Genomic DNA, 20,273 nt, shown 5'->3' with positions numbered 1-20,273 from the left:
CCCGGGGCTGCGATAAGTAGGTGACGGAACCTTAGAGGTTCGAGCTACCGGCGCCGCCGTCGATGGGGACTGCGGTGCCGTTGATGTAGCCGGACTTCGGCGAGGAGAGGAAGGCGACGGTGTCGCCGAGTTCCATCGGGTCGCCGATGCGGCCGAGCGGGTTGCCCTTCCCGCGCTCCTCGAGGCCGTGCTCGTAGGAGTCGTAGTCGCCGCGCTCGACGCCCTGGTCGATGAGGTCCTGGATTCGCGAGGTCTCGTGGGGGCCGGGGAGGACGGCGTTCGCGCGCACTTCGGGCGCGAGTTCCGTGGAGAGCGTCTTCTCGAGGCCGATGACGCTCATGCGGACGGAGTTCGAGAGGACGAGCGACGGGATGGCTTCCTTCACGCTGCGGGAGGTGATGTTGACGATAGTGCCGCCGTCGCCCGCCTGGAGGTGGTCGGTGGCCTCGCGGACGGTGCGGACGACGCTCATCACGAGGAGGTCGTACGCGTCGTACCAGTCCTCGTCGGTGGTGTCGAGGAAGGGCCCGGACGGCGGTCCGCCCGCCGACGTGACGAGGTGGTCGAGACCGCCGAACTCGTCCACCGTCGTCTGAACGAGGTTCTCGATGTCCTCCGTCTCGGTGAGGTCGGCCTTCACGCCGACCACGTCACCGGTCGCGACCTCCTCGACGGCCTCGACGCCTTCCGCGACGGATTCGTCGCTGCGGCCGTTCACGACGACGTTCGCACCCTCGCGGGCGAGCGCCTTCGCCGAGGCCTGGCCGAGACCGCTGCTGGATGCCGTTACGAGCGCCGCGTTCCCCTCGATATCGAGGTCCATACGCACAGCATAGCCTCCCGGGCCTTAGGTATTGAGAAGTCGCGCCAAGCCTGCCGGAAAGCGGTACACCAAAACACGGGGCGAGAAAGACGTAAACGATGACGACGCACGACGTGGCAATCGTCGGCGGCGGCTGTGTCGGGCTGTCGGTCGCGAAGCACCTCGCGGAACGCACCGACCTCGATATCGCCGTCCTGGAGAAGGAGTACCATCTCGCGGAACACCAGTCCGGGCGGAACTCGGGCGTCCTCCACCCCGGCTTCAACTATCCACCCGAGTCCGAGAAGGCGCGGTTCGCGACCGAGGGAACGCGGCGGATGAAGGAGTACTGCGCGGAACACGACATCCCCTGCGAGGAACTCGGCGTGCTCGTCGTCGCGACGGACGACAGCGAGGAAGCCAGACTCGACGACCTCGCCGAGCAGGCGGAGGCGAACGGCGTCGAGTACGAGATGCTGGAGTCCCAGGAGGAGATTCGGGAGTACGAACCGCACGCGGTCGGGCAGGCCGCGCTCCGCGCGCCGGAGGCGGCGTCAGTCGACTCTCAGCAGTACGTGTACACGCTCGGCCGCGAGGTTCAGCGGGAGGGCGTGACGCTCTACCTCGGTCACGAGGTCACGGGCGTCCGCGAGACCGGCGAGGGCTACCGGCTCGCCACGTCGAACAGCGACATCGACGCGACCTACCTCGTGAACGCCGCGGGCCTGCACGCGGACACGCTCGCCCACCAGCTCGGCGTCGGCGAGCAGTACCAGGTCGTGCCGTTCCGCGGCGAGTACTACGAGGTCACGCCCGACCGCGCGGAGCTGTGCCAGTCGATGATTTACCCGACGCCCGACCCCGACCTCCCGTTCCTCGGCGTGCACTACACGCGGCGCTCCGACGGAAAGGTTATCGTCGGTCCGAACGCCGTGCTCGCGTTCGGCCGCGAGGCCTACGAGAACACGGACTTCGACCTCGCCGACCTGAAGGAGACCCTGACCTACGACGGGTTCTGGAAGCTCGTCGCGGACCCGATGATGCTCGGGGTGGCGTGGGACGAACTCAACAAGTCCTACCGGAAGGAGAAGTTCGCGGAGGCCTCCCAGAAGCTCGTGCCCGAGGTTCGGGAGCGCGACCTGAACAAGAGCTACGCGGGCATTCGCGCCCAGCTGGTGAGCGACGACGGCGAACTGGTGAAGGACCCGCTGTTCGTCGAGACGGAGGACGCGGTGCACATCCTGAACGCCGTCTCGCCCGGCCTGACGTCCTCGCTCCCGTTCGGCGACCACATCGCCGGTCTGGTCGAGGAGAAACTCTAGACGTTAAGTGTCGACCCGTGGTTTGGGGTGACAATGCCTGCTGACTTCCCCGACGAGATGCGGGTCGCCATCGGCACGTACAAACCCGCGACCGACGACTTCCTGCGGTTCGCCGCCCAGCTCGGCGTCGACGACATTCTTCTCACGCCCCACCGCCACCCCGGCTTCGAGTCCGCGCTCCCGCTCGGCGAGGCCTGGAGCGAGGACGCGCTCGCGGAACTGAAGTCGCGCGCGAACGGCGCAGACCTCCGCCTGTACGCGGTGGAGAAGATGCCGGTGCCACTCTACGAGATTCTCCTGACTGACGACGCCGACGAGCGCGCCGACCTCACGAGCATCATCACGGAAACCATCACGAACATGGGCGCGGCCGGCGTGCCCGTCCTCGGGTACAGCGGCCATCCGCCCGACGGCGCGGTACGCACCACCCGCGAGCACCCCGTGCGGGGCGGCGCGCTCGCGTCCGCCTACGACGTGGACGACCTCCACGAACTCGACCGCGACGACGACATCGAGCGCGACGTGTCGGAGGACCTGATGTGGGAGCGCTACGAGGAGTTCCTGCACGAGGTCGTGCCGGTCGCGGAGGACGCGGGCGTGACGCTCGGCGTCCACCCCAGCGACCCCCCGGTCGAACAGCTGTTCGGAATTCCCCTCCTCTTCCGGAACCGCGAGAACTTCCAGCGCGCGCTCGACATCCACCCGAGCGACAACCACGGCCTCAAACTCGGGATGGGCTGCTGGTCCGAGATGGGCGAAGACCTCGTGGACGTCATCGAGCACTTCGGCGGCGACCAGATCGTGTACGCGCACTTCCGGGACGTCGTCGGGACAGTCCCGCGGTTCCACGAGACGTTCGTGGACGACCCCGCGGGGAACTTCGACGAGTACGAGGTCATCGAGGCGCTCAACCGCGTCGGGTTCGGCGGCGTGATGACGCCCGACCACGTCCCCCTGATGGAGGGCGAGTCCGACTGGGAGTTCGGGAGCACGCTCGGGCGGTCCTACACCGTCGGCTACCTCAAGGGGATGCTGAAATCGCTCGAATAGCGAACGGAGAGGCGGTTTAGGACGCGGTGGTGCCGTCGAGGACGTGTTCCTCGACGACGGACTCGTCAAGTTCGATGCCGAGTCCCGGTTTTTCGGGGACTTCGATGTAGCCGTCCTCGATGAGGTCGCTGCCGGTGTGGAGGTCGTCCCACCAGTCGACTTCGAGCGCGTGGAACTCGAGCACGTCGAAGTTCGGCATCGCGGCGGCGAGGTGGACGCACGCCATCGTGCCGACGGGACTGCAGACGTTGTGCGGCGAGACGGGCATGTAGTTCTCCTCCGCTCGGTCCGCGACCCGCAGCGTCTCGGCGAGGCCGCCGACCGTGGTCGGGTCGGGCGTGAGCACGTCCACGCCGTGGTCGTAGATGAGGTCGGTGAGTTCGAACACCCGGAAGCGGTTCTCGCCCGTTGCGACGGGCGTGCGGGTGGCCTTCGTCACCTCGGTCTGTGCGTCCATGTTCTCCGGGGGGACGAGGTCTTCGAGCCACATCAGGTCGAACTCCTCCAGTTCGTACGCGAGGCGTTTCGCGCTCTCGACCGAGTAGTCCCAGTGGCAGTCGAACGCGAGGTCGACGTCGTAGCCGATTTCGTCGCGGACGGCCTCGACGATTTCGCGCTTCTCCCGAATCGCGGTGTTCGACAGCCGGCCGTTGTAGGGGTCCGGGTCGTTGTCCCGGGGGAGGTCGAGGTCGAACTTCAGCGCGCTGAACCCCATGTCGACGACGCGCCGGGCTTCGGCAGCGTACGCTTCCGGGGAGTACGCGTCCGCCTCCGCGTACGCGGTCGCGCCGTCCTCCACGGCGTACGCTTCGCCGGCGTGACAGTCGCAGTACATCCGAACCTCGTCGCGGTACTTCGAGCCGAGGAGCTGGTAGACCGGGAGGTCGAGGAGTTTCCCGGCCGCGTCCCAGAGCGCCACCTCGATGCCGGACGCGGCGGTGACGACCTTGCCCGTGGTGCCGCCGTGCCCGCTCATCTCCTGGAAGATGTAGCGGGTGAGGCGTTCCACGTCGAGGGGGTTCTCGCCGATGAGGAAGCGCTTCGTGTACTCGATTATCTCGGGGACGCCGCCGCCCCGGTAGGACTCGCCGATGCCGGTGACGCCGGCGTCGGTCTCGATTTTGACGAGGTTCCACTCGAAGTTCCCCTCGACGACCGCGGTCTTGATGTCCGTGATTTCCACGTCGCGGGCGTCCGCACGCGTGGTCTGGAGGGAGTAGTCCCTCATAGGCGGTACTCCGCGAGCGCGTCCGTATCGAGCGGCACGCCGTGGCCGGGCTGGTCGGGGAGCGGAATCATGCCGTCGTCGTCGGGCGCGAGCGGGTCCTCCACCACGTCGTCGAAGACCTTCACGTCCATGTCCCGGTAGAAGTACTCGATCCAGAGGCCGTTCTCGATTGCGCCGAGGAGGCTGGCGTGGATGTTCCAGTTGTAGTGGGGTGCGATGGGGACGTCGTAGGCGGACGCGTAGTGCGCTATCTTCAGCCACTCGGTGATGCCGCCGCAGACGGTCACGTCCGGCTGGAGGATGGTCGCGGCGCCGGAGTCAACGAGATTCGCGAACTGGTGGCGGGTGCCTTCGAGTTCGCCGGTGGCGACCGGGTAGGAGATTGCGTCGTTCACCTCGGCCATCGTGTCGACGCGGTCGATCATCACGGGCTCCTCGATGAAGTAGGGGTCGTAGGGTTCGAACGCGCGGCACGCGCGCACGGCCTCCGTGGTGTTCGGGTAGACGCCGTTCCCGTCGAGGAGCAACGTCACGTCGTCGCCGATTTCGTCGCGCACGGCGGCGACGCGGGCTTCCTCCTCCTGCACGGACTTCCGGCCGACCTTCATCTTCACGACGTCGTGGCCCTCGTCGAGGTAGCGCCGCATCTCCGCGCGCAGGCCTTCGTGGCCCTTCTCGTCGCGGTAGTAGCCGCCGCTGCCGTAGGACGGGACGGCGTCGGCGTGGCCGCCGAGGAGCTTGTGGAGGGGTTCGCCCGCCGCTTTGGCTTTCACGTCCCAGAGCGCGATGTCGACGGTGGAGATAGCGCGGAGGAAGAGGCCGTGGCGGCCGATTTGGACGTTCCCGTTGTACATCTCGTGCCAGAGGCGCTCGGTGTCCCGGGGGTCCTCGCCGACGAGGAGCGGTTCGAGGAGGTCGTTGACGGCGTCGGCGATGAGACCAGCGCCGTCGTACCCGAGGGAGTACCCGACGCCCTCGTGGCCCTCGTCCGTCCTGACGTACGTGATGGCGTGGTCGCGGTAGGTGAGGGTTCGGTTGGAGAACGATACGGGGGTTTCGAGTGGAATCTGTATCGGGAAGGATTCCACCTCAGTTATCTCCATACGTGGACCGTACTCCCTCCGGGGAAAGAGACGCGTGTGACGGCAATGGTTGCCGGGGAGTTGGGGCCACCGAATCTTTATACTGGGCGGGGCGAGTGCACCCTGTATGTACGAAGTACTGCTGCCGGTCGGGGAGAACGAATCGCGCGCGAAGCGGGCCGCGGAGGTCGTAACCGACCTTCCGGGCGACGCCGACGAGGTTTCAGTGGTCGTGTTGAACGTGTTCGAGGACTTCGAGGTGTCCGGCGAGGCCGGTCACGTCTCCTCGGACAGCGCTTATGAGGAGGAGATTTCGGACTCCCACGAGGGGAACTTCCCGCCGAGCGTCGACGCCGCCGTGGAACACTTGGAGGACGCTGGCGTCGAGGTGTCGAAGCGTCGCGAGGAGGGCGAACCGGAGGAGGTCGTGCCGGCCGTCGCGGAGGACCTCGACGTGGACAACATCGTGATGAGCGCCCGTAAGCGCAGCCCCACCGGGAAGCTCCTGTTCGGGAGTACGACGCAGGCGACGATGCTCTCCGCCGACCGTCCGGTGACGGTTATCACTAGCGAGTGACCTACTTAACTATCGTTAACATTCACGGTATTTCGTCCAGTTAGTGCCACTAGTAGTCTGAAAGGAACAGATTATTATATATGGTTGTGAGTGTTATGAACGACTATGTCGGATGATGGCATGAACCGACGGGAGTTCTTGTACGGCTCAGCAGCTGTCGGTGCACTCGGATTGGCCGGATGTACCAGCGGTGGCGGGGATAACGAAATGCAGCTTGACGTCGGCACGTCCGCCGGCGGCACGAAGAACGTCGGTCTCGCAGTCGAACAGGCGGCATCGAACCACAGCGACAGCCTGAGCTACGCGACCGTCGAGAGCCCCGGCTACATCGGCACCATCCGCCGGATGGACCAGGGCCAGTTCAACGCCGGCATTACGGACAACAACTCGCTCCTCAAGGCGCTCGACGGCCGCGGTACGTTCGAGGAGGAGGGCGTCGATAGCGTCCCGTGGTACGGGTTCTACGCGTTCCCGTACAGCATTTACATCGTCGCGCGTGACGGGACGGACATCGAGACGTTCGACGACCTCGCCGGGAAGAACGTCTACCCGGCCGAACCCGGCTACTCGACGCGCGCGACGACGCTCGACGTGTGGTCGCAGGAGCCGACGGCGGACGTCTTCGACGAGATGAGCATCGTCGACCTCAGCGTCGAGGACGCCCCCGGCGCGATGGAGGAAGGCGAAATCGACGCGTGTATCGCGTACGGGACGCCCGGCGTGAGTTACACCGGCTTCGTCACCCAGATCGCGTCCCGTATCGACGTCCACTACGTCGAACCGACGGACGCACTCATCGAGTCCGCCGAGAACTACGGCGGCGCGGGTACGTCCACCACGCCGTACAGCGAGTGGACGCTCGGGAACGCGGACATCGGCACGGACGAAGTGTTCACGTGGAACCTCGAAGTGAACTACGCGTTCAACCCGAGCGCGAGCGACGACGCGGTCTACGAACTCTGCCGGGTCGTCGAGGAGCACAACGACGACATCAACAGCACGGAGCCGCAGTTCAACGACTTCGAGTCGACGAGCGATATGCTCGCGTCCAGCCGCGAACAGCTCCCGGTTCACCCCGGCGCAGCCCAGTACTACAAGGACAACGACGCATGGGACGACAGCCTCACCGAGGCTTCGCGAGACTAAATCCGTAATCGGCGCGGAACGACCGCGCATTTTTGTGATTTAGTCGCATGCACGACACCAAGCAACACCATACATGAGTACGCAATCGAATCAAAGTTCACCTAACACAATCGTCAGCCGCGGGCTCGACATTTCAGTCACAGTAAGCGCGCTCTTCTTCTGGGCGATCGTCCTCTACCGGTCGTACGCGGAAGGATTCCTGCCGTCTACGGTTCAGTACGGCGTCGTGTTCGTCGGCGGTATCATGACGGTCTACGCGCTGAACGAAACGAAGGAGGCCGTCGAAGAACGGGACTGGATAGACGGGATCGTCCTTCTTCCGGCCTCGATCATCCTCATCAGCGCCGCCGTCTTCTTCGCCACGAACTTCGAACTCGTCTACCTCCAGCAGCAGGGGTACGCGACCGAGCATCAGTACCTGCTCGCGCGCCTCATCATCCTCTCCATCCTCTACCTCACGTGGCGCGAGTTCGGGAACCTCTTCCTCGGGCTCGTCGGCGGGATGATACTGTACGGGATGTTCGGGAACTACATCGCGGACAGCATCATTATCAGCCACGGCGGTATGGACCAGCTCACGCTCCTGCAGACCCTCGTCACCGACCTCGGTGGGTTCTACGGGAGTCTGACACAACTCACCGCCTCCTGGATCGCACCGTTCCTCCTGTACGCGGGCCTCCTGTTCGCGTACGGCGCGTTCGATCTCATCCTTCGCGTGGCGATTCAGTCCGCGAAGTACATCGAGTCCGGCGTCGCGCAGACCGCCGTGCTCGCGTCCGCGGTTATCGGGTCCATCAACGGCTCGTACACCGCGAACGCCGCGATGACGGGGTCGTTCAGCATTCCGACGATGAAGGAGTCCGGGATGTCCGGGTATCGAGCGGCCGCCATCGAGGCGGTCGCGTCCACGTCCGGACAGGTGCTCCCGCCGGTCATGGGCGCGTCCGCGTTCATCATGGCGTCGACGCTCCAGACGAGCTACATCAACATCGTCGTCGCCGGTCTCGTGCCGGCGGCGATCCTGGTCGCGTGCATCAGCATCGCCGTCCACTACACGGCCATCAGCGACCAGAGCAGCCAGAGCATGGACTTCGAGAGCTTCTTCGACGACTCGCTCACGACGACCGACAAGGTCGTCGAGACCGTGCGGTTCGGCGTGCCGTTCCTCGTCCTCATCGGCCTGCTTGGCGTCCTCCAGTATACGGTGACGACGTCCGCGATGTGGACGATCTTCTCCATGATCGGGTTCGGCGTCTTCCTCCCCGTCGTTCGGGCCGCAATCACGGGCGACTCCCCGCTCGGGGAACTCGTGAACCAGTTCTGGAACACCGTCCACGGCTTCCGCCGCGGCGCGGTGATTCTCGCACCGATCGCCATCATCCTCGTCGCCGTCAGCGGCGTCGTCGGCATCCTCCAGGTCACCGGCGTTCCGAGTAAGATAGCCATCATGATCATGGGTATCTCTGGCGGCGTACTCCTCTTCGCCGTCCTGCTCGCGATGGCTGTGAGCATCCTGATGGGCGTCGGTATGCCGACGGCCGCGGCGTACGTCATCGTCTCCGTGCTCATCGCACCGGCGCTGACGAACAACTTCGACATCCCGCAGATCGCGTCGCACTACACGGTGTTCTACGCCGCCATTCTGGCGGGCATTACGCCCCCGGTCGCGACGGCGGCCGTCGTCGCTGCCGGTATCGCGGAGGCGAACTTCTGGCGGACGTGCGGCGCAGCGATCAAGATCGCCGCACCGCTGTTCGTCCTGCCGGTCGCGTTCGTCTACAACACCTCGCTCGTGTCGTTCTCGCTCGGCCTGACGACCATCTGGGTCGGCCTGCTCGTGCTGCTCGGCGCGATAGCCATCATCTACGGCCTGAACTATCCGTTCTCGCTCGGGTTCTGGCAGACCGTGCTCGCGCGAATCGGCCTCTCCGTCGTCGGCGTGGTCGTGATGGTGCACCCGAACCACATCGTGAAGATAGTGGGTATCGCCGTGTTCGCCGCAGTGTTCTTCGGTGAGAAGATGCTGTATGGAGACATGGACCGTCCGACTACGGGTGGTGCGCAATGAGCGAACGCCGCGAGGACCCCGAAGACCAGGTCGACACGACCGACGTGGGCGGCCTCGGCGAGGTGCTCCCCGAACCCCTGCAGCCGTTCTGGATGCCGATTCAGCGGATTCAGGAGTTCCGGGACACCTGGGGCGACACCTACACGAGCGTGATGGAGCTCGTGCTCGGACTCGGGCTTGCCATCGGCTACGTCTGGTGGCTCACCATCTACCTCGGATAAAACCCTCTTCTCTCGTTACTGCCAGTTCGCGGCGCGCTCCACGTCCATGGGGATGTGGGCGTCCTGCGTTTTCACGTCCTCCAGGTAGTCGCGGAGGTCGTCGACGAACGCGGGGTGCGCGCAGTTCTCGATGATGCATTCGGCGCGTTCGACGGGCGCGAGGCCGCGCACGTCCGCGACACCCTGTTCGGTGACGAACACGTCGATGTCGTGTTCGGTGTGGTCGACGTGGAACGACATCGGGACGACACGCGAAATCTCGCCGTTCTTGATGGTGGACGGAAGCGCGCAGACGGAGACGAGGCTGTTCCGGTTGAAGTCCGCGCTCCCGCCGACGCCGTTTATCATGCGGCTACCGTTGACGTGCGTGGAGTTCACGTTCCCGTAGATGTCGAACTCGATGGCGCTGTTCACTCCGACGACGCCGAACTGGTCGATGAGGCCGGGGTGGTTGGAGATGTCGGCGGGGCGGAGGACGATGTCCTCGGCGTAGCGTTCTACGTCCTCGAAGAGGCGTTCCTGGCCCTCGGTGGTGAGCGCGAGCGAGGTGGCGCTCGCGGCTTCGAGGCGGCCCTCGTCCAGCATGTCGAACAGGCCGTCCTGAATGAGTTCCCCGAAGTACACTACGTCGCGGCCGCCGAAGTCGAGTTCCTTCAGTTCGCCCATCAGGGCGTTCCCGAGGCTGCCGACGCCGAACTGGAGGTGGATGGCGTCCTCGAAGACGGGCGAGCGCTCCATCTCCCCGGTGAGGAAGTCCCCGAGGTTCTCGGCGATAGCGAGGTCGTCGTCGGTCGGGTCGCGGAACGTGTAGGTGTCGTCGGGGCGGTCGGACTCTACGACTGCGGTGAGCTTCTCGGAGTCGAACTCGACGCGGGTGCTCCCGATGCGCTCGCCGGGGTCGGTGAGCGGAACGGGGTCGCGGTTCGGCGGGGCGTCCGGCCGGTAGATGTCGTGGAGCGCCTGCAGTTCGAGCGGCTGTGCGGAGTTGACTTCGACGACGAGTTCGTCAGCGGCCTCGACGAACGCCGGGACTTGGCCGAGCGACGTGGACGGGACGAACCAGTCCGGGCCGACGGCGACGGCTTCGACGACGCAGACGTCGGGGTCGACGATGCCGCGGTACTGCACGTCGTCGCCCATGGAGGACGCGTTCCGGTCGCTGAACGCGATGTCGCGGCGGTTCGTCGCGGCGCGCGCGACCTCGGAGGACTGGTAGCTGAACCGGCGGGCGATAGCGCCCGATTCGACGAGGTCAACGTCGATTTCGTCGCCGACGTTCCCGCTGGAGACGAGCGTGAGGTCGAGGTCGCGTTCGGAGTCGGCGAGCGCGAGCGGCACCAGTTTCGGGTAGCCGACGCTCCCGAACCCGCTTGTGAGCACGGTCGCGTCGGCGTCGATGTCGGCGGCGACCGAGTCGGCGTCCCGCAGGGGGAGGTCGCCGTTCAGGCGGTCGGTGACGGTCATCGAGAATCAGACTCGGAGAAGTCGTGCATGCCCCCCGGTACCCCGCACGCGATGAAAAAGGCTTCCGTCGCCGTCGCTCTACTGGAACGCCTGGATGCCGGTGAGTTCCTGGCCGAGCACGAGCGTGTGGATGTCGTGCGTGCCCTCGTACGTGTAGACGGTTTCCATGTTCGCCATGTGCCGCATCGGCGAGTAGTCCGCGCTGATGCCGTTCCCGCCGAGCATCTCGCGGGCGACGCGGCTCATGTCGCGCGCCATCCGGACGTTGTTCCGCTTCGCCATGGAGACGTGGCTGGGTTCGAGGTCGCCGCGCTCCTTCAGGTCGGCGAGCCGGTGCGCGAGCAATTGGGCGGTGGTGATCTGGGTCGCCTGTTCGGCGAGCTTCTGCTGCTGGAGCTGGAAGCCCGCGATGGGCTGTCCGAACTGTTCGCGGCCCTTCGCGTACTCGCGGGCTTCCTCGAAGGCGTCCCGGGCGGCGCCGATGACGCCCCAGGCGATACCGTAACGCGCCTGCGTCAGGCACGAGAGCGGGCCTTTCATCCCGGAGACGCCGGGCAGGACGTTCTCCTCGGGGATGACCACGTCGTTCAGGCCGATTTCGCCCGTGATGGACGCGCGGAGGCTGAGCTTCTCGTCGAGCTTGTTCGTCGTCACGCCCTCCCGGTCGGTCTCGACGAGGAAGCCGCGGACGGTGTCGTCGTCGCTCCGGTCCTTCGCCCACACGACGGCAACGTCAGCGATGGGGGAGTTCGTGATCCAGGTTTTCGCGCCGTTCAGCACGTACTCGTCGCCGCGCTTCTCGGCGTACGTCTCCATTCCGGACGGGTTCGAGCCGTGCTGGGGTTCGGTGAGTCCGAAGCAGCCGACGGCGTCGCCGCGACCCATCGCGGGCAGCCACTCCTCCTTCTGCTCGTCGCTCCCGTACGCGTGAATCGGGTACATGACGAGTGCGCCCTGCACGCTCGCCATCGAGCGCAGCCCGGAGTCACCGGCTTCGAGTTCCTGCATCAGGAGACCGTACGCGGTCTCGGAGACACCGGGGAGCCCGTAGCCGTCGAGGTTCGGCGCGAAGAACCCCATCTCGCCCATCTTCGGGATGATGTCCGTGGGGAACGTGCCCTCGATGAAGTGCTCGCCGATGTCCGGCTTGATTTCGGATTCGACGAAGTCGCGGGCTGTGTCCCGAATCATCCGCTCCTCGGCTGAAAGGTCCTCCTCCAGGCCAACGAAGTCCAACATTACCTGTAACTAGGCGAAACGACGCATAAGGATTGTGCAACCGGGCCGGAAAGCCAATAAGATGGGGGATGAAAGAGGGGATAACGTATGTCTGATGGACGAGTACGCCGGGACGCGTCGCCCTATCTCACGTCGCTCGACGGGAGTGCGGCGGAGCGCGTCACCGCGATGGAGTGGGGGCGACACCTCGGCCGCGCGTTCGGCGCGTCCGGCGCTATCAGCGCGCTGCGGTACTACGAGGAGGTCGGCTGGGTGAGCGAGGCCGTGAAGGAGACGATGGCGGATTACGTTCGCGGCCTTCCGCTGGACGCCCTGGAGTCCGATCCCGAGTACGAGCCGGAGTTGAGCAGCGAGCTCGACGACCTCGGCGACTCCCCGTTCGACGCGCACGCGAAATCCCTGGAGTACGTCGCGGCTATCGCGAACGACAATATCACCCACCAGCTCGCGACGATTTCGGGGAGCGCCGCCGCCCGGGAGGCCGCCGCCGCGGCCGGCGAGTTCGAGGAGGACATCCCGGAGCCGGCGCAGGCCGCGGCGCGCGACGAGGACGAGGAGTAGCTGTTCTTATACTTGGACGAGCGCGCCGACGAGGTAGCCGGTGGCGACGGCGACGATGGCGCTTATCCAGACCTGGACGACGAAGTGCGTGAGCGTGGTGAGCGAGTGCCCCCGGCTGACGATGCGAATCATCACGGACGTGAGGAGGGCGTTGATGAGGACGATGACGAACAGCATGAACTGGAGTTCGGGGATGTCGTACTGGCTGACGGAGAGTAATCCGCCGAGCTGGGCGTTGCTGAGGTCCATGTCCTGCGCGATGGTCATGAACAGCTTCGAGATTTCGAGGCCGACGAACATCGCGAACACGCTCGCGCCCGTGATGCCGTAGATGGTGCCGACGACGGTGCCGGCTTCCTGGCTGCGTTTCCGGCGGAGGTTCAGGACTTCGCTGATGTTCGCTTCGATGAGGCTGCCGAGCTGACGGGGTTCGCCGCCCATGCGGCGGCCCGTGACGTACATGTCGCTGAACTTCTGGATGAGGTAGGAGCCGGTTTCGGCGGCGAAGTACCGCCACGCGAGGTTCGAGTCGATGCGCATCGAGAGGCGTTTGTAGAGGTCGTCAATGTTCGTGGTGAGGTTCCCGAAGTCCTTCTTCCGGAGGCTCTGGAGGACGGAGCCGGTGGAGCTCTGTTTGACTGATTCGACGGCGCCGAGCGCGCGAATGAAGGAGGGGAAGGATTCGTCGCGGTTCTTGATGCGTTTCTGTTCCTGGCGCGCGATGAGGCCGGGGATGAGGAAGGGCGTGAACGGGAACGCGAGGTAGATTGGGAGCGGGATGTCGGCGCCGACGGGGACGAGTCCGGAGAGGATGCCGTAGGTGAGCGCGGTGAACGCGAGGCTGAGGCCGGTGCCGACGAGTAAGCCGGTGCGGAGGCGGGCGTTCCGGTCGAGCGCGATTTCGGTGCGGTAGAACCAGACGGGGTCCGTGGGGGCGACGCTGTTCATCGCGTACACGAACACCACCTGGAGGAAGAGGTAGAGGAGGATGACGGCCATCACGGGCGTCATCGGGTCGATACCGACGATGAACGGGACGACGAGCGCGAACACGAGGCCGAACGTCGTGGAGAGCACGATGCTCATGTAGACGTCCTTGATGAGGGAGAGCCGGTCGAGCTGGGACTCGTAGCGCGTGACGAAGCTCTGAATGATGGAGTCCTGTTCGGAGAGCAGGAAGTCGTCCATGGTCTGGCCCGCGCCGACGGTGTACGCGAGGCGTTCGAGGAAGTCCTGCATCAGGGGGCTGGGGACGCGTTTCGCGCGCATCCGGCAGGCGTCTTCGAGGCTCTGGTTCCACGTGTCGATGAGTCCGACGATGTGCCCCATTTCCTCCGCGATAGCCTCGTACTCGTCTTCCTGGGCGAGCGTGCGGAACACTTCGACGCGGTCAATGTTCGTCGTGGAGAGAATGGTGATGTGGGTGATGAAGAGGTGGAAGTGTTCGCGTATCTCCTTGCGCTTGCGGTCCTGGAGGATTTTCGGGTAGATGAGCGCGACGGTCGGGACGAACAGTCCGAACAGGACGGTGACGGGGACGACGAAGAGCGGGAGCCCGAGGATGAACGGCAGCAGCATGACGCCGAACCCGAGGACGACCGAGGGGAGGATGACGACTAGCGCGTACCGCTGCGCGGGCATCCCCATGTACTCGTAGTCCCGCAGGAGCGACCGAACGGCGTCGCCGATGTCGAACTCGCCTTCGTCGCCGCCGACCTGCGTTCCCGTCCCGGTCTCCGTCGCCATCTATGCTTCCGGTGAGTCGGGCAGGCCACCAGTATTTATCGGGAGTGCCTCGACACCGTCGCGCTGGAAGGTGGCGATGGCGTTGTTCGCCTCCGCCCAGGACAGCACGTCCTCGTCGATGAGCCGGCGGATGATTTCGGCGCGTCGCCGGAGTTCGTTGTATATTTCGCGGGTGTCCTGGTAGCCGAGGAGTTCCGCGATTTGGTCTTCGAGCACGTGGCTGTTGTTCATGCCCGTGAACACGACTTCGTCGTCGCGGGGGTCCCAGTTGAACGCCTGCCGGGTGATGACGCCGCCGTCGTGGTCGCTGTATCCCTCGATCTCTTGGACGGAGGTGACGCGGCGGAGCACGCGGTCGCCCTGTTTCACGCGGTTCTGGAAGAGCGCCACGTCGCAGTTGTCCATGAACGTCTCGGGGACGTTGATGGGTTCGCCCGTGAAGCGCTGAATCATGGAGACGATGTCGCTCGCGTGGAACGTCAGCATCACGGGGTGACCGGTCTGCGCGGCCTGGAACGCCATCTGTCCCTCGGCGCCCCGGACCTCGCCGACGATGATGTAGTCGGGGCGAGACCGGAGGGCGGCGGCGACGAGGTCGAACATGTCCACGTCAGCGTTCTCGTCGTCGCCCTGGCCCTCGCGGGTGAGGAGTTGCTGCCAGGTGGAGTGGGGGACGTTCACCTCGGCGGTGTCCTCCGCGGTGTAAATCTTGGAGTCGCGGGGGATGAGGGAGATGGAGGCGTTCAGGGTGGTGGTTTTCCCGGACGCCGTCTCCCCGACGACGAACACGGTGCGTTCGTTCTCCAGGCAGAGCCAGAGGTACGCGGCGAGTTCGGGGCTGAGCGTCCCCCACTTCGTAATCTGGAAAATCGATAGGGGAACTTCCTCGCTCTGGCGGATGGTGAGGCTCGGTCCCTGGACGGACACGTCGTCGCTGTAGATGATGTTGATACGGGAGCCGTCGGGGAGCGTGGAGTCGATGATGGGGTTCGAGTCCGACACGGGCGTGTCCATGCGTTCGCCCATGTTCCGAATCCAGTTCTCGAACTCCTCGCTCGACCCGAAGTCGACCGTGGTGGGGAGCATGCTGTACGTCGCGTGGTCGACGTAGCACTGGTGGGGGCCGATGACGTGAATGTCCTCGTTCTCGGGGTCGCTCATGACGGGGTCGAGCGGGCCGAGGCCGACGATGTCGCGCTGGAGGCGGTAGCGCACCCGGCGGTAGGTTTCCGCGTCGACGTTTACGGTGGTTCCGATGATGGATCCGATGGTGCCGGACGCGACGCCGCCGACGGAGACGATTTCGTCGAGGAGTTCGTCGAGGTGTTCGTCGAACTGGCGTTCCTCGCTCGGCGCGGGCTTGGTGACGCTCTTGTCGAGGAGGAGTTGCCGGATTTTCTCGTACTGCTGGTGTTCGTTCGGGCGGAGCGACGGTTCGACGACGTAGTACGTGGTGTCGATACCCACGTCCCCGTGAATGTGGCAGAACGTCGGGTGTTCCGACGCGGTCGGGTAGACGACGTGGGGGTTGTGCATCTCGTGTTCGTCCTCGAGTTCGTCGACGTACAGCGGGTACTCGCCGTGTTCCTCGCGGAACGTCTCCAGGTGGTCGCGGAGATGGGTGTGTTCGTCCATCAGCGACTGGAGTTCCGCGCTCGCGCGCTGGGAGCCGAGTTCCGTCATCTATGCCACCGTCCGCGTCACGATAGTCAGCCCGCGGCCCGTCTGCACCTCGTAGCCGATGGTGTCGTCGACCTGATTCCCCATGCCCGCGAACTTCTTCACGACCATCTGTCGGCGGATGCCGTTCCCGACTTCCTCCGAGGAGAGTGTGAGGTAGATGTCTGAGACATCGCGGACGGGCCGGAGCGCGGCGTCCGTCAGCGACTCGGGGTTCACGGTGAGGAGGATTGTCTTCCCCTGGGAGGTAATCTTCCGGAAGAAGCTGATGAGGTTCTGCATCACGTCGTCCTCGTCGCCGCGCTCGCGGATGGACTCGTAGTGGGGGTCGTGGAGGAGGATGGAGTCGAACCCGTCGAAGATGATGACGTCGCTGTTCCACATCGTCTCCGCGTCCATCAGCCGTTGGAGGAGCGGGCGTTGTGCGTCCACGTCGCTGAACGTGTTCGTCGTGTCCACGTCCGCGTGCAGGAACAGCATGTTCTCCCGCGTGAGGTGTTTGACGACGCCGTAGTCGAGGGACTCCATCTGGTCGATGAAGCTCGCCGCCGTCTCCTCCGTGGAGACGTACGTCACCGTACTTCCGGTCTCACAGATGCCGTAGGCGAACCGCTGCGTGATAACGCTCTTCCCGGAGCCGTGTTCGCCCTCGAGGATACCGAGGCTGCCTGCCGGGAGGCCGCCGCCGAGCTGCGCGTTCACGCGGTCGCGGGTGTCGAGTCCGAGTTCGTAGAGGTCTGGCATGGTGAGTGGGTGGCCTACACGTAGACGGTCACGGTCTCCTCGTCCCCGACGACGTGCACCGAGATGGTGTGTTCGCCGGCGTCGAGCGAGTGGGAGACAGTGAGGCGGAGGATTTCGCCGGGCGCCCACACGGCACCCGTCGCGTTGTCGGGTCTGGAGAGCGCGTCCACCGTCGCGTACTGGCCGTCAATGAATACGTCTATTTGGGAGGTCTGGGCGTATAAGTCCTTTTGCCCGGTGTTCTTCACGAGGAGCGTGACGTTCCCGGTGGACTCGTTGTAGAACGCGTCACTCCCCGTGTCGCCGACGATGTCCACGTCGGTCTCTATCTTGTCGGCGGCGGCGAGCCCCGACCCTTGGAGCGTCTGGTCGAGGTCGACGACGCTCGCCGTGAGCGTGGATGCGACCGTCGCCGCGACGAGGAGCGACGCGATGAAGATGACGAGTTTGTCGACGGAGACCGTCGCCATCAGGACACCACCGTCACGTCGTTCGTCCCCTTACTCACCGCGTACTCGGTCACGACGACGACGCGTTGCGGTTCGGTCGCGAGCGATAGCGTGAACGTGAGGTTCTCACCGGGCGCCCACACAGTCCGCGCGCTCGCGCCCTCGACAGCCGTCTCCGGGTTCGTGAAGTCGCCGTCGACGAGCAGGTCGGTGTCGTTCACGTGCAGGCTCGTCGTCCCCGTGTTCGCGACGCGAACGGTGAGCTGGTCGGACGTGTTGTTGTACCGCACGGCGTCGAGCACGATGTCGGTGTTTCCGGCGGCGAGCGCGCGGTTCTCCTGCGCGCCCATCGAGTCGGAGACGTCCTCGAAGCTCGCCTGGGCCGCAGGAACGACGACACCCACGACCATGAACGCCGCAACGAACAGGATTGCCGCGGCGCCGTTCGTGCTGAACCCCATACGGTGTTACGTCCCCGCGAGCTCCGTCTGCTGTGCCAGTTTCTGGATGTGTTCGAAGCTCTCGCTGTGCGCTTCCACGGAGAGTTCGCTCGGCGGCCGGGACGGCTGGTCCTCGTCGAGGTCGTGTGCGCCCGACAGCACCGTCTCCAGCTGGCGTTTCACCGCGGGGCTTATCCAGTCGATCTGGGCGTAGTAGTCGATGGTCTTCAGCGCGCCCGCGGGGCCGGCGGTGTCGACGAGCATCGACACCCACTGCATCAGCACCACATCGGTCGCGTACGTCGGCGCGAGCGCGTCCAAGTAGGGGGAGTCTCCGGACTGGGAGGCCGAAACCGGCCGCGCCGGCGCCTCCACGGGCTCCTCGCCGTCCGCTGCTTCGGAATCCTCGTCCTCCTCCGCGTCCGCGTCGAGGTTCTCCTTCAAGTCCGAGAAGCTCACCACGTCCTCTTCGTCCTCTTCGTCCTCGCTCTCCTCCGCGTCCGCGGCGGTTTGTCGTTCGTAGCCGATGTCGTCGGACGCCTCGCCGGACATCACGCCGTACGTCTCGTCGTCGGGCGCGACCGCCTCGCGCTCGCTGGACGACGAGAAGGGATTGATGTCGTCCGTGAGCCGGTCGTACACGCCGAGCAGGGTCGCGTTCGTCTCCTGTATCTCGTCGAGACGCGCCTCCATCGACTCCCGGTCGTTCTCCAGGGACTCGATAGCGGACTCGTTGGTGCCGACGCGGTTCCGGACTTCGTCGAGGTTGTACTGGAGTTCTTCGACCGCGTCACCCACGTCCCCCTCGAACGCCTCCGTCGATATCCGGGGCGGCTGCGGTTCCGGCTCAGGTTCCGCCGCCTCCGCGTCAGCGCCGGTTTCGTCAGTTTCCGAGTCTGCGTCCGCTTGCTCCGCCTCGTCCTCGGCGTCCCGTTCCTCGTCCTTCGACTGAGAGTTCGGAACGAGGGAGTCGAGGCCGAGTTCCCGCATCACGTCGCCGAGGTTCATTCATAAACGGGTTCGGTCCCAGTAAGGAAGAACCTTTGGGCAGGAAAGTGGGGTTTAAGCGGTCCCGGGGCGTCGACCAGACAGAGACTGTACGGATGGCTGACGAGAACGCGGTCCACGACGCCGTCGTCGACCTGCTCTCCGAGTGGGAGAGTCCCGTCACGGACAAGCGCGTGTTCAGCCAGCGCCTCGCCACCTATCTTGCTGAGGGAGTAGCCGACCGCGGGTTCGACGTGTCGGTCGACCGGACGGCACGCGGGCCGTGCGATGTCGTCGTCGGCGACGTGGGCGTACTCGTGTTCACGGATTTCAGTCACGCCGACACCGTCGAATTGCGGTCGCAGAGCGAGCGAATCCGGGACCGTGTCGACACGCTCGTCGTGTTCGGCTACCTGCTCCCCGAGCGCGACCTCGACCGGTGGCGGATGGGGGAGTTCAAGTACGAAGCGATGGGGTTGCGGCTGGACGAGGTAACCTTCCTCCGGCGGGACCCGCGGACGGAGACCGTAGAAGAACACGGCTGGCCGAGCCGCGTGTGGCGGTTCGCGGTCGGCGTCGTCGCGCTCCTCAGTATCGTCATCGGTATCGAGCTCGCCGTGCTCTACCAGGCGTTCGGCGGGGCGGCGCCGAGTCCCGAACTCACGCTCGCGGCCGTGGTGGTGTTGTCCGCGCTGCTCGTGTTCATCTACGAGCGCATCCCCATCTAGAGGTCGAGGTCGGACTCCGCGAGCAGCACGCGCAACACGTCCTCGGGCGGCTCGGAGGCGTCGATACGCTGGGCGTACCAGCGGAGCGTGCGCTCGAACGTGTCGACGACGTTGTTCGACGCGAACCGTTCGTCCGCGACGCCGCGGTCGGTCTTCACGGCGAGCGCGGCCGCGTACTGCTCGGGCACCGCGGAGAGCGCGGCCGTGGCTGACGGCGTCTCCTCGGGTGTCGGGGAGTCGTCCGGCTCGGACGGGAGCGCGCCAGTGGGCCGCGGGTCCGGGGACCGTCCCGCGTTCGTCGCGACGACGTACCGGCCGTCACCGATCTGCTGGACTTCCTCGCGGTCCTCCACGTCTAAGTCCTCGGGGGAGAGCACGCCGTCCTCCGGAATGTCCTCGGGTGGGACGTCCTCCACGTCCTCGATTGTCGGGTTCGAATCGTCGGCCATACGTGGCGAATGGGACGCGAGCGACATAATCCCGTGGGCGAAGCATTCAGGACGCACGCCTTCCTGTCTCGGGTATGGTCTCGCTCCCCATCGTCGCGTCCGGCCTCGGACTGGTCGTCGCGGCGGCGGCGTTCCTCCGGCTCGCGGACAGCGACGAGACCGACACCATTCACCTCGTTGTCCTCGAGTACGGGTTCGCGTTCGCGCTGCTGATCGCGGGGTTCGGCCTCATCGTCATCGAGATGCTCACGTGAGGCAGCAACGCTTTTGCCAGTAAGGGGCTGCGTACT

At 65.4% G+C, this 20,273-nt stretch carries 21 protein-coding genes; 9 read left to right on the top strand and 12 right to left on the bottom strand.

What is annotated here, in order from left to right; genetic code table 11:
* Positions 1-31: 31 nt before the first annotated feature.
* On the bottom strand, positions 32-823 hold the full coding sequence (locus U3A55_RS13365) for an SDR family oxidoreductase (protein ID WP_330991996.1): 792 nt from the start codon (positions 821-823) through the stop codon (positions 32-34).
* A gap of 98 nt (positions 824-921) precedes the next feature.
* Between U3A55_RS13365 and lhgO the strand changes: the two genes are divergently transcribed.
* Both lhgO and U3A55_RS13355 read left to right on the top strand, forming a co-directional pair.
* Positions 922-2,124, top strand: a complete 1,203-nt coding sequence (lhgO, locus tag U3A55_RS13360) for an L-2-hydroxyglutarate oxidase (protein ID WP_330991995.1) — start codon at positions 922-924, stop codon at positions 2,122-2,124.
* Between the two features lie 33 nt (positions 2,125-2,157).
* A complete protein-coding gene (locus U3A55_RS13355; protein ID WP_330991994.1) occupies positions 2,158-3,174 on the top strand; it encodes a mannonate dehydratase in 1,017 nt (338 codons plus the stop codon).
* 16 nt (positions 3,175-3,190) lie between these two features.
* On the opposite strand, the gene U3A55_RS13350 is transcribed toward U3A55_RS13355, so the two are convergent.
* A complete protein-coding gene (locus tag U3A55_RS13350; RefSeq protein WP_330991993.1) occupies positions 3,191-4,402 on the bottom strand; it encodes a mandelate racemase/muconate lactonizing enzyme family protein in 1,212 nt (403 codons plus the stop codon).
* Positions 4,399-5,505, bottom strand: a complete 1,107-nt coding sequence (locus U3A55_RS13345; protein WP_330991992.1) for a mandelate racemase/muconate lactonizing enzyme family protein — start codon at positions 5,503-5,505, stop codon at positions 4,399-4,401. The genes U3A55_RS13350 and U3A55_RS13345 overlap by 4 nt, the downstream gene beginning before the upstream one ends.
* Before the next feature lie 106 nt (positions 5,506-5,611).
* Between U3A55_RS13345 and U3A55_RS13340 the strand changes: the two genes are divergently transcribed.
* From U3A55_RS13340 to U3A55_RS13325, 4 genes are all read left to right on the top strand, one after another.
* Positions 5,612-6,061 carry a universal stress protein gene (locus U3A55_RS13340; RefSeq protein WP_330991991.1) on the top strand — a complete coding sequence of 150 codons (450 nt, stop codon included), beginning with the start codon at positions 5,612-5,614 and terminating at the stop codon, positions 6,059-6,061.
* Between the two features lie 105 nt (positions 6,062-6,166).
* Positions 6,167-7,207, top strand: a complete 1,041-nt coding sequence (locus U3A55_RS13335) for a substrate-binding domain-containing protein (RefSeq protein WP_330991990.1) — start codon at positions 6,167-6,169, stop codon at positions 7,205-7,207.
* 73 nt (positions 7,208-7,280) lie between these two features.
* On the top strand, positions 7,281-9,275 hold the full coding sequence (locus U3A55_RS13330) for a TRAP transporter permease (protein WP_330991989.1): 1,995 nt from the start codon (positions 7,281-7,283) through the stop codon (positions 9,273-9,275).
* A complete protein-coding gene (locus tag U3A55_RS13325; RefSeq protein ID WP_330991988.1) occupies positions 9,272-9,496 on the top strand; it encodes a hypothetical protein in 225 nt (74 codons plus the stop codon). Before U3A55_RS13330 ends, U3A55_RS13325 begins: the two co-directional genes overlap by 4 nt.
* Before the next feature lie 15 nt (positions 9,497-9,511).
* Here U3A55_RS13325 and U3A55_RS13320 read toward each other — a convergent pair whose 3' ends face one another.
* Both U3A55_RS13320 and U3A55_RS13315 read right to left on the bottom strand, forming a co-directional pair.
* Positions 9,512-10,960 (bottom strand): acetyl-CoA hydrolase/transferase C-terminal domain-containing protein, encoded by a 1,449-nt coding sequence (locus tag U3A55_RS13320; RefSeq protein ID WP_330991987.1) that lies wholly within the window; start codon positions 10,958-10,960, stop codon positions 9,512-9,514.
* Positions 10,961-11,038: 78 nt separating this feature from the next.
* Entirely contained in the window at positions 11,039-12,199 is a 1,161-nt protein-coding gene (locus tag U3A55_RS13315; RefSeq protein WP_330991986.1) for an acyl-CoA dehydrogenase family protein, read from the bottom strand.
* Between the two features lie 87 nt (positions 12,200-12,286).
* On the opposite strand from U3A55_RS13315, the gene U3A55_RS13310 reads away from it, so the two are divergent.
* Positions 12,287-12,760, top strand: a complete 474-nt coding sequence (locus tag U3A55_RS13310; protein WP_330991985.1) for a FlaD/FlaE family flagellar protein — start codon at positions 12,287-12,289, stop codon at positions 12,758-12,760.
* 6 nt (positions 12,761-12,766) lie between these two features.
* Here the strand turns inward: U3A55_RS13310 and flaJ are convergent, their stop codons facing one another.
* The 6 genes from flaJ to U3A55_RS13280 are packed head-to-tail and all read right to left on the bottom strand — an operon-like array spanning position 12,767 to position 18,827.
* Entirely contained in the window at positions 12,767-14,506 is a 1,740-nt protein-coding gene (gene flaJ, locus U3A55_RS13305; protein WP_330991984.1) for an archaellar assembly protein FlaJ, read from the bottom strand.
* Positions 14,507-16,189: a type II/IV secretion system ATPase subunit gene (locus U3A55_RS13300; RefSeq protein WP_330991983.1), complete on the bottom strand. Its 1,683-nt coding sequence runs from the start codon at positions 16,187-16,189 to the stop codon at positions 14,507-14,509.
* A complete protein-coding gene (locus tag U3A55_RS13295) occupies positions 16,190-16,930 on the bottom strand; it encodes an ATPase domain-containing protein (protein ID WP_330991982.1) in 741 nt (246 codons plus the stop codon). It lies immediately after the preceding gene.
* Positions 16,931-16,944: 14 nt separating this feature from the next.
* Positions 16,945-17,400 carry a flagellar protein G gene (locus U3A55_RS13290; protein WP_330991981.1) on the bottom strand — a complete coding sequence of 152 codons (456 nt, stop codon included), beginning with the start codon at positions 17,398-17,400 and terminating at the stop codon, positions 16,945-16,947.
* Positions 17,400-17,840, bottom strand: coding sequence for a fla cluster protein FlaF (locus U3A55_RS13285; RefSeq protein WP_330991980.1), 441 nt, complete (start codon positions 17,838-17,840; stop codon positions 17,400-17,402). The genes U3A55_RS13290 and U3A55_RS13285 overlap by 1 nt, the downstream gene beginning before the upstream one ends.
* 6 nt (positions 17,841-17,846) lie before the next feature.
* The gene (locus U3A55_RS13280; protein WP_330991979.1) at positions 17,847-18,827 is read right to left on the bottom strand and encodes a FlaD/FlaE family flagellar protein; all 981 of its coding nucleotides are present in this window, start codon (positions 18,825-18,827) and stop codon (positions 17,847-17,849) included.
* A 95-nt stretch (positions 18,828-18,922) separates the two neighbouring features.
* Here U3A55_RS13280 and U3A55_RS13275 point away from each other — a divergent pair, with 95 nt between their 5' ends.
* A complete protein-coding gene (locus tag U3A55_RS13275; protein WP_330991978.1) occupies positions 18,923-19,534 on the top strand; it encodes a hypothetical protein in 612 nt (203 codons plus the stop codon).
* Here U3A55_RS13275 and U3A55_RS13270 read toward each other — a convergent pair.
* Positions 19,531-19,983: a DUF7500 family protein gene (locus U3A55_RS13270; protein ID WP_330991977.1), complete on the bottom strand. Its 453-nt coding sequence runs from the start codon at positions 19,981-19,983 to the stop codon at positions 19,531-19,533. The two genes, U3A55_RS13275 and U3A55_RS13270, sit on opposite strands and share 4 nt — an antisense overlap.
* 74 nt (positions 19,984-20,057) lie before the next feature.
* Here U3A55_RS13270 and U3A55_RS13265 point away from each other — a divergent pair, with 74 nt between their 5' ends.
* Positions 20,058-20,237, top strand: coding sequence for a hypothetical protein (locus tag U3A55_RS13265; RefSeq protein ID WP_330991976.1), 180 nt, complete (start codon positions 20,058-20,060; stop codon positions 20,235-20,237).
* The last annotated feature ends 36 nt before the right edge of the window (positions 20,238-20,273 follow it).

It is taken from the genome of Salarchaeum sp. III, assembly GCF_036418315.1.
Classification (GTDB): domain Archaea; phylum Halobacteriota; class Halobacteria; order Halobacteriales; family Halobacteriaceae; genus Salarchaeum.
Note: the sequence above shows the minus strand (reverse complement) of the source record. Positions and strands in the feature narration are given on the sequence as shown.